Source organism: Agromyces sp. P1_H4, assembly GCF_056405255.1.
The window spans coordinates 1-14,908 of sequence record NZ_JBFUCL010000070.1 but is presented as its reverse complement, the minus strand read 5'-3'; the positions used below and the strand labels follow the sequence as shown (position 1 = coordinate 14,908).

The window sequence follows — 14,908 nt, the reverse complement described above, 5'->3', positions numbered from 1 at the left end:
GGACGGGACCACACCCGGCCGAACACGCTCGGCGCCGCCACGCTCCTCGAGTACGCGAACACGCTCGACGGGCTGAAGGCGCGGGCCGCCGCCGGCGAGATCCACGCCGTCGCCGTCACGGGCAAGCCGTTCATCCTCGCCGCGGGCGCCGACCTCTCGAAGGTCGCCGAGATCCCCGACAAGGAGACGGCGAAGAAGTTCGTGCAGCTCGGCCACTACGCGCTCGCGAAGATCGGCGAGGTGGGGGTGCCGTCCTTCGTGTTCTACAACGGCCTCGCCCTCGGCGGCGGCGTCGAGATCGGCCTGCACGCGGACTACCGCACGGTGGATGCCTCGGTCCCGGCGCTCGCCCTTCCCGAGGTGTTCCTCGGGCTCATCCCCGGCTGGGGCGGCGCCACGATCCTCCCGAACCTCATCGGCATCGAGAACGCCCTCAAGGTCGTCATCGAGAACCCGCTGAAGCAGAACCGCACCCTCAAGGGGCAGGACGCGTTCGACCTCGGCATCGCCGACGCCATCTTCCCGTCGGTGAACTACCTCGAGGACTCGATCCGCTGGGCCGACGACGTGATCTCCGGTCGCGTCAAGGTCAAGCGGCCGCACGAGCCCGGCAAGGTGGAACGCCTCGTGAAGTGGGATGCCGCGATCGGCATCGCGACGAAGATGCTGAAGAGCCGCATCGGCTCCGTTCCCCAGTCGCCGTACGCCGCCCTCGACCTCATGAAGGCGGCGAAGAGCGGCAGCCGCGCCGAGGGATTCCAGCGCGAGGACGAGGTGCTCGCCGACCTCATCGCGGGCGACCAGCTCCAGGCATCCGTCTACGCCTTCAACCTCGTGCAGAAGCGCACGAAGCGGCCGGCCGGAGCGCCCGACAAGGAGCTCGCGAAGAAGGTGACGAAGGTCGGCGTCATCGGCGCAGGCTACATGGCGAGCCAGCTCGCGCTGCTCTTCGTTCGCCGCCTCCGGGTGCCCGTCGTCATCACCGACATCGACCAGGCGCGCGTCGACAAGGGCGTCGCATACATCGCCGACGAGATCGACACCCTCCTCTCGAAGGGCCGTATCTCCCCCGATGAGGCCAACCGCCTGAAGGCGCTCGTCACAGGCACCACCGACAAGGCCGACTTCGCCGACTGCGACTGGGTCATCGAGGCGGTGTTCGAAGAGCTCCAGATCAAGCAGGACGTGTTCGCCGAGATCGAGCAGTTCGTCTCCCCCGAGGCCGTGCTCGCGACGAACACGTCGTCGCTGTCGGTCGAGCAGATCGGCGCCAAGCTCGCACATCCCGAGCGGCTCGTGGGCTTCCACTTCTTCACGCCGGTCGCGGTCATGCCGCTCATCGAGGTCGTGAAGACACCGCACACGGATGTCGCGACCCTGTCGACCGCGATGGTCACCGCGAAGAACCTCAAGAAGAACGCGGTCATCACCGCCGACACTCCCGGCTTCGTGGTCAACCGCCTCCTCGCGGTGCTCCTCGGCGAGGCCATGCGCGCGGTCGATGAGGGCACCTCCTTCGAGACCGTCGACCAGGCGATCGCCCCGCTCGGCCTGCCGATGGCGCCGTCGGCGCTGCTCGATCTCGTCGGGCTGAAGGTCGGAGCGCACGTGCTCGACACCCACCACGCCGCATTCCCCGACCGCTTCTACCGCAGCGAGAACCTCCACAAGCTCGCCGAGTACGGCAAGCTCCTCGACAAGGACGACAAGGGCAAGGTCAAGGGCTTCGACAAGGGAGCCATGAAGATCGTGTCAGGTGGCACGCATCCGCGCAGCGCCGATGAGATCCTCGTCAGCCTGCAGGACGGCCTCGCACGCGAGGTTCGGCTGATGCTCGACGGTGAGGTGGTCGCAGCTCCCGAGGACATCGACCTCTGCCTCATCCTGGGCGCCGGCTTCCCGTTCCAGATGGGCGGCGTCACGCCCTACCTCGACCGGGTGGGCGCGTCCGAGCGCGTCTTCGGCGACACCTTCCACCACCCGCCCGTGAAGGGTGTGTCCGCGTAGGTCGCGCGCACGAAGTGACGGCCCCCGGCGATTCGCCGGGGGCCGTTCTCGTGTCCTGACGTGCCGCGGGTGAGCGGTCGGACTGAACGCGACCCGCGGCTCGGGCCGGGCGGTGAGATCGGAATCAGACCCGCGGCTGGGGCGTGGTGTCGCTCGACACGGCCTCGAGGCCCGCGCCGCGCGCGTGCGGCAGCTTCGAGCCCAGCACCATCGCGGTCACGTCGCGGGCGATGTGCTGCGGGGTCAGGCCGACGCGCTCCAGGATGTCGCCCCGCGACCCGTGCTCGAGGAACTCGTCGGGCAGGCCGATCTCGGTGACCGCCGTGTCGACGCCGGCCTCGCGCAGGTCTTGGCGGATCCGGGTGCCGATGCCGCCTACGCGGATGCCGTCCTCGAGGCTCACCACGATGCGGTGGTCGCGCGCGAGCTCGATCACGCTGGCCGGCACGGGCACGACCCACCGGGGGTCGACCACCGTCGCGCCGATGCCCTGCGCCTCGAGCCGCTGCGCGACGTCGAGGCCGATGCCCGCCATGGGTCCGACGGTGACGAGCAGGACGTCGCGACGACCGGACTCGGCGAGCACGTCGACGCCATCGTCGGTGCGCCGGATCGCGTCGTAGTCCACGCCCACGGTGCCCTTCGGGAACCGCAGCACGGTCGGCGCGTCCTCGACCGCCACCGCCTCGCCGAGCTCCTCGGCCAGCCGCACCGAGTCGCGCGGCGCGGCGATGCGGATGCCGGGCACCACCTGCAGGATCGAGAGGTCCCAGACGCCGTGGTGGCTGGGCCCGTCAGGGCCGGTGACGCCGGCACGGTCGAGCACGAAGGTGACACCGGCCTTGTGCAGCGCGACATCCATCAGCACCTGGTCGAACGCGCGGTTGATGAAGGTGGCGTACACGGCGACCACCGGGTGCAAGCCGCCGAACGCGAGCCCGGCGGCAGAGGTCGCGGCATGCTGTTCGGCGATCCCCACGTCGAAGACCCGGTTCGGGAACCGCTCCGCCATGCGGTGCAGTCCCGTCGGGCGAAGCATCGCGGCGGTGATGCCGACGAGGCGTTCGTTGCGCTCGGCGAGCCGTACGAGCTCGTCGGCGAACACGTTCGTCCACGACGGCGAGGACGCCGACTCGAGGGATTCTCCGGTCTCGGGGTCGATCTGCCCCACCGCGTGGAATTGGTCGGCGACGTCGCGACGCGCGGGCTCGTATCCGCGGCCCTTGTCGGTGATCGTGTGCACGATCACCGGCGCGCCGTAGGCCTTGGCCTGGTGGAGCGCCTCCTCCATGGCGCGCTCGTCGTGCCCGTCGATGGGGCCGATGTACTTGATGTCGAGGTTCGAGTAGAGGGCCTCGTTGCCGCTGAACCGGCTGAGGAACCCGTGCAGGCCGCCGCGGACGCCGCGGTAGAACGCCCGGCCGGGCGAGCCCAGCCGGTCGAACGCCTTGCGGCTGGACTGGTGGAGCGACCGATACGACTGCCTCGTGCGCACCGTGTTGAGGAAGCGTGCCATGCCGCCGATCGTCGGGGCGTACGACCGCCCGTTGTCATTGACGACGACGATGAGCTTGCGGGTGTTGTCGTCGGAGATGTTGTTCAGCGCCTCCCACGTCATGCCGCCCGTGAGGGCGCCGTCGCCGACGACGGCGACGACGTGGCGGTCGCCCTGTCCGGTCATCTCGAATGCCTTGGAGATGCCGTCGGCCCACGAGAGTGAGCTCGACGCGTGGGAGCTCTCGACGATGTCGTGCTCGGACTCCGAGCGTTGCGGATAGCCGGCCAGCCCGCCGGTCTGGCGCAGCGTCGACAGGTCCTTGCGCCCGGTCAGCAGCTTGTGCACGTACGACTGGTGCCCCGTGTCGAACACGATGGCATCGCGAGGCGACTCGAAGACGCGGTGGATCGCGAGGGTCGTCTCGACGACGCCGAGGTTCGGGCCGAGGTGCCCGCCGGTCTTCGAGACGGATGCCACGAGGTAGGCCCGGATCTCCGCGGCCAGCTGCTCGAGCTGCTCGTGACTCAACGCGTCGAGGTCGCGTGGTCCCGAGATGTGCTCGAGCAGGGTCATGGGTCATGCCTCCGGGTCAGTGGGGCGGCAGCGGCCGCGGATCGAATCGAGTCTACGCCGGGCCGCCTGAGTGGCCGGGAAGAGATCGGGGCGGCCGGCGAATCGCCGGCCGCCCCGATGCTGCGCACGTGCGTCAGACGAGCGAGCGCAGCACGTACTGCAGGATTCCGCCGTTGCGGTAGTAGTCCGCCTCACCGGGCGTGTCGATGCGCACCACCGCGTCGAACTCGACGGCCTGCTTGCCGGCGGGCGAGTGCTCGCTCGGCGTTGCGGTGACGTGCACCGTCTTCGGCGTGACGCCCTCGTTGAGCTGCTCGAGGCCCGAGATCGAGACGACCTCGGTGCCGTCGAGGCCGAGCGAATCGGCCGACTCCCCCGCGGGGAACTGCAGCGGGACGACGCCCATGCCGATGAGGTTGGAGCGGTGGATCCGCTCGAAGCTCTCGGTGATGACCGCCTTCACGCCGAGGAGGCTCGTGCCCTTCGCCGCCCAGTCGCGCGACGAGCCGGAGCCGTACTCCTTGCCGCCGAAGATGACGAGCGGGGTGCCCTGCGCCTGGTAGTTCTGGCTGGCGTCGTAGATGAAGGACTGCGGCGCGTCGGCCTGCGTGAAGTCGCGCGTGTAGCCGCCCTCGACGCCGTCGAGGAGCTGGTTGCGCAGGCGGATGTTCGCGAACGTGCCGCGGATCATGACCTCGTGGTTGCCGCGGCGCGAGCCGTAGGAGTTGAAGTCCTTGCGGTCGACGCCGTGCTCGTCGAGGTACCGGCCGGCCGGGCTGTCCGCCTTGATGTTGCCGGCGGGGCTGATGTGGTCGGTCGTGACCGAGTCGCCGAGCTTGGCGAGCACCCGGGCGCCGACGATGTCGGCGACCGGAGTGGTCTCCATGGTCATGCCGTCGAAGTACGGGGGCTTGCGGACGTAGGTCGACTCGGCATCCCACTCGAAGGTCGCGCCGGTCGGCGTCGGCAGGTTCCGCCAGCGCTCGTCGCCCTCGAACACGCTCGCGTACTGGTGCGTGAACATCTCCTTGTTGATCGACGAGTCGATCGTGGACTGCACCTCCGCGGCATCCGGCCAGATGTCCTTCAGGAAGACGTCGTTCCCGTCCTTGTCCTGGCCGAGGGCGTCCACCTCGAAGTCGAAGTTCATCGAGCCGGCGAGCGAGTACGCGATCACGAGCGGCGGGCTCGCGAGGTAGTTCATCTTCACGTCGGGGTTGATGCGACCCTCGAAGTTGCGGTTGCCCGAGAGCACCGCGGTGACGGCGAGGTCGTTCTCGTTGATGGCCGCCGAGACCTCTTCGATGAGCGGGCCGGAGTTGCCGATGCAGGTGGTGCAGCCGTATCCGACGGTGTAGAAGCCGAGGTCCTCGAGGTCCTGGGTCAGGCCCGCCTTCTCGTAGTAGTCGGTGACGACCTTCGAACCGGGCGCGAGCGTGGTCTTGACCCACGGCTTGGCCTTCAGGCCCTTCTTCACGGCGTTGCGAGCCAGCAGCCCGGCGGCGAGCATGACGGACGGGTTCGACGTGTTCGTGCACGAGGTGATCGCGGCGATCGTGACCGCACCGTGGTCGAGCGTGAACCTCTGGCCGTCGGGCAGGGCCACCTTCGTCGGCTTCGACGCCGTCGCCGGCGCGTGGCTGTGGTGGTGGTGCTCGTGCTGGCTGTACTCGTCCTCGGGCGAGTTGCCGGGCGGGTCGGATGCCGGGAAGGACTCCGATCCCTCGAGGTCGACGAGGTCATGGTCGATCTCGGCGTAGTTCGTGAGGTCGGACTCGAACTGCGCCTTGGCGTTGGACAGCACGATGCGGTCCTGGGGGCGCTTCGGGCCGGCGATCGAGGGCACCACGGTCGAGAGGTCGAGCTCGAGGTACTCCGAAAAGACCGGCTGGCTCGCGGCGTCGTGCCAGAGCTTCTGCACCTTGGCGTACTGCTCGACCAGTGCGAGCTGCTCCTCGCTGCGCCCGGTGAGGCGGAGGTAGTCGATCGTCACGTCGTCGATGGGGAACATGGCCGCCGTCGAGCCGAACTCGGGGCTCATGTTGCCGATGGTCGCGCGGTTGGCGAGCGGCACGGAGGCCACGCCCGAGCCGTAGAACTCGACGAACTTGCCCACCACGCCGTGCTTGCGCAGCATGTCGGTGATGGTGAGGACGACGTCGGTGGCGGTGACGCCCGTGGGGATGGCCCCCGAGAGCTTGAACCCGACGACCTTGGGAATGAGCATGGAGACGGGCTGGCCGAGCATGGCCGCCTCGGCCTCGATGCCGCCGACGCCCCAGCCCAGCACGCCGAGTCCGTTCACCATGGTGGTGTGCGAGTCGGTGCCGACGCAGGTGTCGGGGTAGGCGCGGGTCACGCCGTTCACGTCGCGATCGTAGATGACCTTCGCGAGGTGCTCGATGTTCACCTGGTGCACGATGCCGGTGCCGGGCGGCACGACCTTGAAGTCGTCGAAGGCCGTCTGGCCCCAGCGGAGGAACTGGTAGCGCTCGCCGTTGCGCTCGTACTCGATCTCGACGTTGCGCTCGAGCGCGTTCTCGGTACCGAAGAGGTCGGCGATGACGGAGTGGTCGATGACCATCTCAGCCGGCGAGAGCGGGTTGATGCGGTTGGGGTCGCCGCCGAGGGCGACCACCGCCTCGCGCATCGTGGCGAGGTCGACAATGCAGGGCACACCGGTGAAGTCCTGCATCACGACGCGCGCCGGCGTGAACTGGATCTCGGTGTCGGGTTCGGCGGTGGGCACCCACGAGCCGAGCGCCTCGATCTGCTCCTTGGTCACGTTCTTGCCGTCCTCCGTGCGGAGCAGGTTCTCGAGGAGCACCTTCAGGCTGAACGGCAGCTTCTCGTGGCCGGGCACGGTGTCGAGTCGGAAGATCTCGTAGGACTTGTCACCGACGTGGAGCGTGTCCTTCGCCCCGAAACTGTTCACTGCAGACACGATGTCCTCTCCTTCGCGGATGCCGCGCGAACCCGCGCGCGACCCTCCATCTTCTCCGTCAGGCCGGGAGCTGTACCAGCAAGGCTCACCTAAGCGTCCCACGGCCCGCCGCCATCGTGGCGACGGATTTATCTTGACGTCGAGATAACTCTATCACTCACCGGAAGGGGCCGACGACGGGTACACCGCACGCACGACGAGCCAGGAGAACACCACGACGAGGGCATAGAGCGGCACGCCCATCAGGAGGCGCGTGGCGCCGAGCGCCTCCACGTTGTCGACGAGGTACAGCGGCACCTGCACGACCAGGCGCGCCACGAAGAGGCCGATCCACACCACCGTGAGGAATTGCGCCGCCCGGTACTTGCGGGCGTCCTGGCGCCAGGCGAGGCCGTCGCCCATCAGGAAGCCGACGATGAGCCCGAGCGCCGGCCATCGCACGAGCAGGGAGATCAGGAGGCCCACCGCGTAGGCCGCGTTGGTGAAGAACCCCAGGACGTAGTTGTCGCGGGCGTTGCCGGTCCACAGCGCCAGCGCGGCCGAGGCCAGCACGCCCACGAGTCCGGCGATGGCCTGCGTCGGCTGGCTCCTCGTCACGATGCGCGCGACCGTGAACACGACCGCGAGGCCGACGGATGCCGCGAGCGACGGCACCAGCGCCGCCTGCGCGTCCCAGCCGGAGAAACTCGTGAGGGTCGTGTAGACGACGAGGAAGACGAGGCCGGGCAGCAGCGCCTCGAGGATGCCGCGCACCCCGCCGACCGCGCCGAGGACGTCCCGGGGGCTCAGCTTCTCGTCGCGGGCGATCGCGCCCAAGCCACTCTTCTGCGCGGCCGCGGCGAACTGCCGGGCGAACTCGCCCGCGGCGGGCGCATCGGATGCCGCGGCATCCGGCTGCTCGTCGCGACGGGGCTGGCCCTCGGGCTCGGATTCGGTGTCGGGCATCGTCAGACGGTGGGCGCGCCGGAGGACGCGGCGGGCATGCGGAGCGGGATGAGGTCACGCGGCGGCATGGGCGTGGCTCCGCGCACGACGACGATGGAGCGGAACAGGTCTTCGACCTGGGCGGCGGCGGCCGGGTCGACCGCGGCCTCCCCCGCGATCACGCCGCGAAGGAACCAGCGCGGGCCGTCGACCCCGATGAAGCGGGCGAGGCGCATGTGGCCGGCCTGGCCCTCGACCGCGGCGACCGGGATCTGCGCGAGCAGCTCGGGGCCGAAGGCGCCCTCGCGGACCGTCGTCGTTCCGCCCTGGCGCGCGATCTGGTCGGCGATCTGGGCGCGGATCTCGTGCCACAACCCGCTGTTGCGGGGCGCGGCGAACGGCTGCACCTGCAGCGTCGAGTTGGCGTAGTCCAGGCCGATCGCGACGACGCGCTTGGTGCCCTCTTCCACCTCGAGGCGCAGGTGGAGGCCCTCCCGGGGCAGCACCTTGACGCCGCCGAGGTCCACGTAGGGACGGACGGGGTTGGCTTCGGCCTCGTCGAACGGACCGGCGGTGGCGCGGTCGTCGGGCGCGGACTTGGGGTGGTCGACGGGGATGTCGTCGATGTTCTCGATGTCGCTCACGCGTTCACTCCTGACTTGTGCTCCCGGAATCCCGTGGAGCCGAATCCCCCCTCGCCGCGCAGGCTCCCGGGGAGCCGCTCGACTTCGACGAACCTCGCGCGGCTCACCGGCATCACGACGAGCTGGGCGATCCGGTCGCCCGCCTCGATCGCGTAGGGCTCGCTCGCGTCGGTGTTCAACAGTGCGACCTTGATCTCGCCGCGATAGCCGGCGTCGACGGTGCCGGGCGCGTTCACGATCGTGATGCCGTGCTTGAACGCGAGGCCCGAGCGCGGCACGACGAAGGCCACGTAGCCGTCGGGCAGCGCGATCGCGACCCCGGTGCCCACCGTGGCGCGCTCGCCGGGGGCGAGCACGACGGACTCGGCGGCATGGAGGTCGGCACCGGCATCGCCCGGATGGGCGTACGACGGAACGCGGTCGGCCGTGATCAGCACATCGACGGAATCGGTCACTGTTCGAGGGTAGTGCAGAAGTCTGATCTGATAGATCCATGCCCGACTACCGCGAGAGACTGTGGCCGACCCCCTGGATCTACATCGCGACCCTGCTGCTCATCCCGGCGAGCATCCTGGTGCTCGCGCCGGTGTCGATGCCGGCCGGCATCGCGACCGGCCTCATCCTCTACCTCGCGACGGCGGGCTCGCTGAGCCTGACCGCCCCGGTGATCGAGGTGCGCGACCGGATGCTGCACGCCGGGCGTGCGGCGATCTCGCTCGACCAGACCGGCGAGGCGATGGCCGCATCGGGCCCCGACGCCCGGCGGGAGCGGGGCACCGGACTCGACGCCCGGGCCCACCTCGTCATCCGCGGCTGGGTGGACCCCGTAGTGCGGGTGCCGATCACGGATCCCGCCGACCCGGCACCCTACTGGCTCGTCTCGAGCCGCCGACCCAAAGAACTGGCCGCCGTGATCAACGGATCACGACGGCCTGAGCCTGCGGAGGGCGACCTCTAGGAGGCGCACTCCAGACAGATCGGTCCGAGCTTCGTCTCGTGGTCGATCTGCGAGCGGTGCTTCACGAGGAAGCAGTTCACACACGTGAACTCGTCGGCCTGCGGTGGGAGCACCACGACGTCGAGCTCGACGTCGGAGAGGTCGGCACCGGGCAGGTCGAAACCACCGGGGTTGTCGGCGTCATCGACATCCACCACTCCCGACATCTTGTCGGGGACGCGCTCCTTGAGGGCCTCGATCGACTCTGAGTCGTCTTCGGTCTTCCGCGGTGCGTCGTAATCCGTTGCCATTCCCGTCCATTTCCTCATCGCCGAAGATTCGGCGGCCATAGTCTGCATCAAATCGGTTGCGTAAGCAAACCACTTCAGGGGGCTTGCGACCGATGGGCCAGGTCGATCATCGACCCGGCTACGTGCTCAACTTCCGGCGCGCCCGGGCTATTCCCGACTCGGGCCGTTCCGGCATGGCATCCTTGGGCGGAGACGAAGGCACGAAAGGCTTGTCGCGATGCAGGAACTGAAGGTAATCGGAGTCGAGAACGGCGCACTGCTGGCCGCATCCGACGATGGCGCACGCTTCCGGATCGAGATCGACGAGGTGCTGCAGTCGCGCATCCGCCAGGCGCAACCCGAGACCCACACCGGTCCGAAGCCGTCCCCGCGGGAGGTGCAGGCGCTCATCCGCTCGGGCCTGTCGGCCGAGGACGTGGCGCAGGTCACCGGCGCGTCCGTCGACTACATCCGTCGGTTCGAGGGCCCGGTGCTCGCGGAGCGCGAGCACGTGGTGACGTCGGCCCTCGCGGTTCCCGTCCACGTCGCCGCCGAGGCGGACCCGGCGGACGAGCCCGCGACGTTCGGCAGCGTCATCCGTGATCGACTGGCGAAGCTCGGCGCACACGGTGAGCGCTGGGCGAGCTGGAAGGACGAGGAGCGCGGCTGGATCGTCAAGCTCGAGTTCACGGCCGACACCATCGACCACGATGCCCGATGGGGCTTCGAGCCGCGCAAGCAGTCCCTGCACCCCATGAACTCCGAGGCCACCACGCTCTCGCAGCAGGGCGAGCTCAAGGGCGGCCTCATCCCCCGGTTGCGTGCCGTCGCACCAGAATCCGACGAGTCGCGATTCGACAGCGGCGCCTTCACCTTCGACGAGCCCGAGCAGGGCGACTACGACACCGCCCCCCACCTCGAGCCGCTCCCCTACTCGCGCGCCACGCCGACGACGTCCAGCCCGGCCGCCTCGCGCGCGGCCATCAAGCGCGCCGACGAGCCGACCCCCTCGATGGGCGAGACCGCCGACCTGCTCGAGGCCCTCCGCCGCCGTCGCGGCGAGCGGGAGGCGGCCGTCGCCGAGACCGAGCCGGCGCAGCCCGCGCTGCCGCTCGCTCCCGCGCCCGTCGCCGCAGCAGAGCCCTCGGCCTCCGCCGAGAAGGGCAAGCCGTCGGAGGAGAAGCCCGGCAACGGCGCACGCGCGCTGTGGGGCGGCAAGGCATCCTCCGGGTCGGGCACCGCCAACCCCGCCCCCACGTCGGCACCGAGCGGCTCCCCGGGGCGCGCCAAGAAGGGTCGCGCGTCCATGCCGAGCTGGGACGAGATCGTCTTCGGCGCTCGCACCGACGACGACCTCGCCTGACCCCGCGCCCCCGCGTTCACCAGTCGCCGCTCCTCCGCCGCGACACTCGTCGCCTCGTCGCGGTCGTCGGGCTGCGGATGTCGCGACCGGCGTTTCGGGCGCGCTCGCATGCTGCTAGCATTCGAACACACGTTCGAATCAGCGGAGGCGTGCATGACCCGAGTGCAGGAGTTCGTCGAGGTGTGGACGAACGGAGCGGGTGAGCCGCAACGACTCGTCTGGCGCTCGCGTCGCTTCCGCGTCACCGACATGCCGACGGCGCTGGTGGGCCCGTGCGACTGGTGGGGCCCGTTCTCAGGGCACGACGTCAGTCCGGGTCGCGTCCCGCTCTCCATCTCGGGCTGGAGGTTCCAGGCGAGCAGCGACGATGGCGAGACCCATGTCTTCGACGTCGAGCACGACGGAGCGCATTGGCACCTCGTGCGGGTGTACGACTGATCCGCCTCGGGAGACCGGCCCCCGGCGATGAGGATCGCCTCGACTAGGCGGACTTCTCGGCGCGACGCGGCTTGTGCGGCACGATGGTCGGGGCCGCGTTGTCGAGCACCGCCGCCTTCGTGACGACCACGCGAGCGACTCCCGTCGAGGACGGCACCTCGAACATGATCGGCCCGAGCACCTCCTCCATGATGGCCCGAAGGCCCCGGGCTCCGGTCTGGCGGAGGACTGCCAGGTCGGCGATGGCCTGCAGCGCCGCCTCCTCGAAGTCGAGCTCGACCCCGTCGAGCTCGAACATGCGCTGGTACTGACGCACGAGCGCGTTCTTCGGCACGGTCAGGATCTCCATGAGCGCGTCGCGGTCGAGCGGCGTCACCGTCGCCACCACGGGGAGGCGCCCGATGAACTCGGGGATGAGGCCGAACTTGTGGAGGTCTTCGGGCAGCACCTCGCTGAACAGCTCGGCTTCGGCCTGCTTGTTGTGCAGCGGTGCGCCGAAGCCGATGCCGCGCTTGCCGGCACGCGAGGAGATGATCTCCTCCAGCCCGGCGAACGCACCGGCGACGATGAAGAGCACGTTCGTCGTGTCGATCTGGATGAACTCCTGATGCGGATGCTTCCGCCCGCCCTGCGGGGGCACCGAGGCCACCGTGCCCTCGAGGATCTTGAGCAGCGCCTGCTGCACGCCCTCGCCCGAGACGTCGCGCGTGATCGACGGGTTCTCGGCCTTGCGGGCGATCTTGTCGACCTCGTCGATGTATATGATGCCCGTCTCGGCACGCTTCACGTCGTAGTCGGCGGCCTGGATGAGCTTGAGGAGGATGTTCTCGACGTCTTCGCCGACGTATCCCGCCTCGGTCAGCGCCGTGGCATCCGCCACTGCGAACGGCACGTTGAGCTGCTTCGCCAGCGTCTGCGCGAGATAGGTCTTGCCGCAGCCCGTCGGGCCGATGAGGAGGATGTTCGACTTCGCGATCTCGACGTCGTCGTGGGCGCGGTCGGCGGTGGTGAGGGTCGTGCGGGCGCGCACGCGCTTGTAGTGGTTGTAGACGGCGACGGCGAGTGCGCGCTTCGCGGCCTCCTGGCCGATGACGTACTCCTCGAGGAATCCGAAGATCTCCTTCGGCTTGGGCAGCTCGAACTCGCCGGCCTCGGTCTCGCCGGCCTCGGCCAGGCGCTCCTCGATGATCTCGTTGCAGAGCTCGACGCACTCGTCGCAGATGTAGACGCCCGGCCCTGCGATGAGCTGCTGGACCTGCTTCTGGCTCTTTCCGCAGAAGGAGCACTTCAGCAGGTCGGCGCTCTCTCCGATGCGTGCCATCGAACCCTCCCTGTCGACGAGTCTGCTCCGAGCCTAGCCCGAGATCCGAGCCCGGGCCGTCCGCCGCGTACTGGATCGAATGACTACCGGGTGATCGCCGGCAGTGCCTTGCGCGAGGTGAGCACCTGGTCGATGAGCCCGTACTCGAGCGACTCCTCGGCCGAGAGGATCTTGTCGCGGTCGATGTCGGTGTTGACCTGCTCCTTGCTGYGGTTCGAGTGGCGCGCCAGCGTCTCCTCGAGCCACTCGCGCATGCGCATGATCTCCGCGGCCTGGATCTCGATGTCGGAGGCCTGGCCGTGGCCCGCCTCGCCCATCGCCGGCTGGTGGATCAGCACCCGCGCGTTGGGCAGTGCGAGTCGCTTGCCGGGGGTGCCCGCGGCAGCGATGACCGCCGCCGCCGACGCGGCCTGGCCGAGCACGACGGTCTGGATCTGCGGACGGATGTACTGCATCGTGTCGTAGATCGCGGTCATGGCCGTGAAGGAGCCACCGGGCGAGTTGATGTAGAGGATGATGTCGCGGTCGGGGTCCATGGACTCCAGCACGAGGAGCTGGGCCATGATGTCGTCGGCCGACGCGTCGTCGACCTGCACGCCGAGGAAGATGATGCGGTCCTCGAAGAGCTTCGCATACGGGTCCTGGCGCTTGTAGCCGTAGGCGGTGCGCTCCTCGAAGCTCGGCAGGATGTAGCGCGAGCCCGGCATCTGCAGGCCGTTGTTCGCGACTCCGCCGAAGGTAGGGGTGTTCATTCGCTCGTTCTCTCTTCTCTCGGTGCTACGCCTGCTCGGTGCCGCCGCCGCCGGACACGTCGAGCGCCGACTCCCGGATGTGGTCGACGAAGCCGTACTCGAGGGCCTCCTGCGCGTTGAACCAGCGGTCGCGGTCGCCGTCGGCGTTGATCTGCTCGACGGACTTGCCGGTCTGCGCCGCGGTGATCTCGGCGAGTCGGCGCTTCATGTCGAGGATGAGCTGCGCCTGCGTCTGGATGTCGCTCGCCGTGCCGCCGAAGCCGCCGTGCGGCTGGTGCAGCAGCACACGCGCGTTGGGCGTGATGTAGCGCTTGCCCTTGGTGCCGGCCGTGAGGAGCAGCTGCCCCATCGACGCCGCCATGCCGATGCCGACGGTGACGATGTCGTTCGGCACGAACTGCATGGTGTCGTAGATCGCCATGCCGGCGGTGATCGAGCCGCCCGGCGAGTTGACATAGAGGAAGATGTCCCGCTTCGGGTCCTCGGCGGCGAGGAGCAGCAGCTTCGCCGCGATCTCGTTGGCGTTGTCGTCGCGCACCTCGGAACCCAACCAGATGATGCGGTCCTTCAGCAGTCGATCGAAAACACTGGGTCCCAGTGTCGGTTCGGCCATGTGTCGCTCCGTTTCCGTTGTCGCGTTGCATCGAATCTATCCGGTGCAACACACGGGAACGGGGCTGTTCGCCCTAGGCGGATGCCGCGAGCTCCGCCGCGTATGCCGACAGCGACACGCGATATCGCGCGAGGTGCGGCGCCAGGGCCGTGAGCGCCTCGGATGCCGCGCGGCGGGCGTCGCCGGTGTCGACCAGGGCGAGCGCGCGGAAGGCGACGACGGCGTCGCCGAGCTCGCCCGCGTCGGGCTCGATCAGGTCGAGCAGCTCGATCGCCTCGCGGGGACGACCGAGGTTGCGGATCGTCGAGGCGAGCTGGATGCACGCCTGCACGCGCTCCGACCCGGCGAGCCCGAGCGCGAGCGCCTCGCGATAGAGCGCCTCCGCCTCGGTCTCGCGGCCGGCCGCGTCGCGGGCACCGGCTCGCTCGAAGCACGCGACGGGGTCGGTGGCGGGACGCTCGGCGGCGAGCACGTCGATCCGCCGGATCACCTCGTCGTCGCCGATCACGTCGACGGCCGCCCACACGGCATCGACGCGGTCCTGCCAGTCGGTCATGGGTCCTCCAGGGGAAACGATGCGGGGCCGGACGAATCCGTCCGGCCC

General features: G+C 69.2%; 14 protein-coding genes. 4 read left to right on the top strand and 10 right to left on the bottom strand.

Going from position 1 to position 14,908, the window contains the following annotated elements; translation table 11 throughout:
• A partial coding sequence (locus AC1DY2_RS06660) for a 3-hydroxyacyl-CoA dehydrogenase NAD-binding domain-containing protein (protein ID WP_476761703.1) occupies positions 1-2,007 on the top strand: 2,007 nt, incomplete at its 5' end.
• Positions 2,008-2,131: 124 nt separating this feature from the next.
• Here the strand turns inward: AC1DY2_RS06660 and dxs are convergent.
• From dxs to dut, 5 genes are all read right to left on the bottom strand, one after another.
• Complete coding sequence (gene dxs / locus AC1DY2_RS06655; RefSeq protein WP_476761702.1) at positions 2,132-4,078, bottom strand: 1-deoxy-D-xylulose-5-phosphate synthase; 1,947 nt, start codon at positions 4,076-4,078, stop codon at positions 2,132-2,134.
• Positions 4,079-4,211: 133 nt separating this feature from the next.
• On the bottom strand, positions 4,212-7,022 hold the full coding sequence (gene acnA, locus AC1DY2_RS06650; protein ID WP_476761701.1) for an aconitate hydratase AcnA: 2,811 nt from the start codon (positions 7,020-7,022) through the stop codon (positions 4,212-4,214).
• A 153-nt stretch (positions 7,023-7,175) separates the two neighbouring features.
• A complete protein-coding gene (locus AC1DY2_RS06645) occupies positions 7,176-7,967 on the bottom strand; it encodes a DUF3159 domain-containing protein (RefSeq protein WP_476761700.1) in 792 nt (263 codons plus the stop codon).
• Between the two features lie 2 nt (positions 7,968-7,969).
• A complete protein-coding gene (locus AC1DY2_RS06640) occupies positions 7,970-8,590 on the bottom strand; it encodes a DUF3710 domain-containing protein (protein ID WP_476761699.1) in 621 nt (206 codons plus the stop codon).
• Entirely contained in the window at positions 8,587-9,045 is a 459-nt protein-coding gene (gene dut / locus AC1DY2_RS06635; protein WP_476761698.1) for a dUTP diphosphatase, read from the bottom strand. Before dut ends, AC1DY2_RS06640 begins: the two co-directional genes overlap by 4 nt.
• Positions 9,046-9,083: 38 nt before the next feature.
• On the opposite strand from dut, the gene AC1DY2_RS06630 reads away from it, so the two are divergent.
• Positions 9,084-9,548 carry a DUF3093 domain-containing protein gene (locus tag AC1DY2_RS06630; RefSeq protein ID WP_476761697.1) on the top strand — a complete coding sequence of 155 codons (465 nt, stop codon included), beginning with the start codon at positions 9,084-9,086 and terminating at the stop codon, positions 9,546-9,548.
• Here AC1DY2_RS06630 and AC1DY2_RS06625 read toward each other — a convergent pair.
• Positions 9,545-9,838, bottom strand: coding sequence for a DUF4193 domain-containing protein (locus tag AC1DY2_RS06625; protein WP_056729312.1), 294 nt, complete (start codon positions 9,836-9,838; stop codon positions 9,545-9,547). The genes AC1DY2_RS06630 and AC1DY2_RS06625 overlap by 4 nt on opposite strands.
• 217 nt (positions 9,839-10,055) lie before the next feature.
• Between AC1DY2_RS06625 and sepH the strand changes: the two genes are divergently transcribed.
• Positions 10,056-11,180, top strand: a complete 1,125-nt coding sequence (gene sepH, locus AC1DY2_RS06620; protein WP_476761696.1) for a septation protein SepH — start codon at positions 10,056-10,058, stop codon at positions 11,178-11,180.
• 153 nt (positions 11,181-11,333) lie between these two features.
• On the top strand, positions 11,334-11,618 hold the full coding sequence (locus AC1DY2_RS06615; RefSeq protein ID WP_309978932.1) for a hypothetical protein: 285 nt from the start codon (positions 11,334-11,336) through the stop codon (positions 11,616-11,618).
• 43 nt (positions 11,619-11,661) lie between these two features.
• On the opposite strand, the gene clpX is transcribed toward AC1DY2_RS06615, so the two are convergent.
• The 4 genes from clpX to AC1DY2_RS06595 all read right to left on the bottom strand — a co-directional run bounded on the left by clpX (position 11,662) and on the right by AC1DY2_RS06595 (position 14,860).
• Positions 11,662-12,939, bottom strand: coding sequence for an ATP-dependent Clp protease ATP-binding subunit ClpX (gene clpX, locus AC1DY2_RS06610; RefSeq protein WP_309978934.1), 1,278 nt, complete (start codon positions 12,937-12,939; stop codon positions 11,662-11,664).
• 83 nt (positions 12,940-13,022) lie between these two features.
• Positions 13,023-13,691 (bottom strand): ATP-dependent Clp protease proteolytic subunit, encoded by a 669-nt coding sequence (locus AC1DY2_RS06605; RefSeq protein ID WP_476761695.1) that lies wholly within the window; start codon positions 13,689-13,691, stop codon positions 13,023-13,025.
• Between the two features lie 25 nt (positions 13,692-13,716).
• A complete protein-coding gene (locus AC1DY2_RS06600; RefSeq protein WP_159601647.1) occupies positions 13,717-14,304 on the bottom strand; it encodes an ATP-dependent Clp protease proteolytic subunit in 588 nt (195 codons plus the stop codon).
• A 73-nt stretch (positions 14,305-14,377) separates the two neighbouring features.
• The gene (locus tag AC1DY2_RS06595; RefSeq protein ID WP_476761694.1) at positions 14,378-14,860 is read right to left on the bottom strand and encodes a tetratricopeptide repeat protein; all 483 of its coding nucleotides are present in this window, start codon (positions 14,858-14,860) and stop codon (positions 14,378-14,380) included.
• Positions 14,861-14,908: the final 48 nt, after the last annotated feature.

What these genes read in the sequence shown, in the direction of transcription:
- dxs (WP_476761702.1), bottom strand. Translation starts at nt 4,078, where the DNA reads ATGACCCTGCTCGAGCACATCTCGGGACCACGCGACCTCGACGCGTTG.
- AC1DY2_RS06645 (WP_476761700.1), bottom strand. Translation starts at nt 7,967, where the DNA reads ATGCCCGACACCGAATCCGAGCCCGAGGGCCAGCCCCGTCGCGACGAG.
- AC1DY2_RS06630 (WP_476761697.1), top strand. Translation starts at nt 9,084, where the DNA reads ATGCCCGACTACCGCGAGAGACTGTGGCCGACCCCCTGGATCTACATC.
- AC1DY2_RS06625 (WP_056729312.1), bottom strand. Translation starts at nt 9,838, where the DNA reads ATGGCAACGGATTACGACGCACCGCGGAAGACCGAAGACGACTCAGAG.
- sepH (WP_476761696.1), top strand. Translation starts at nt 10,056, where the DNA reads ATGCAGGAACTGAAGGTAATCGGAGTCGAGAACGGCGCACTGCTGGCC.
- AC1DY2_RS06615 (WP_309978932.1), top strand. Translation starts at nt 11,334, where the DNA reads ATGACCCGAGTGCAGGAGTTCGTCGAGGTGTGGACGAACGGAGCGGGT.
- clpX (WP_309978934.1), bottom strand. Translation starts at nt 12,939, where the DNA reads ATGGCACGCATCGGAGAGAGCGCCGACCTGCTGAAGTGCTCCTTCTGC.
- AC1DY2_RS06600 (WP_159601647.1), bottom strand. Translation starts at nt 14,304, where the DNA reads ATGGCCGAACCGACACTGGGACCCAGTGTTTTCGATCGACTGCTGAAG.
- AC1DY2_RS06595 (WP_476761694.1), bottom strand. Translation starts at nt 14,860, where the DNA reads ATGACCGACTGGCAGGACCGCGTCGATGCCGTGTGGGCGGCCGTCGAC.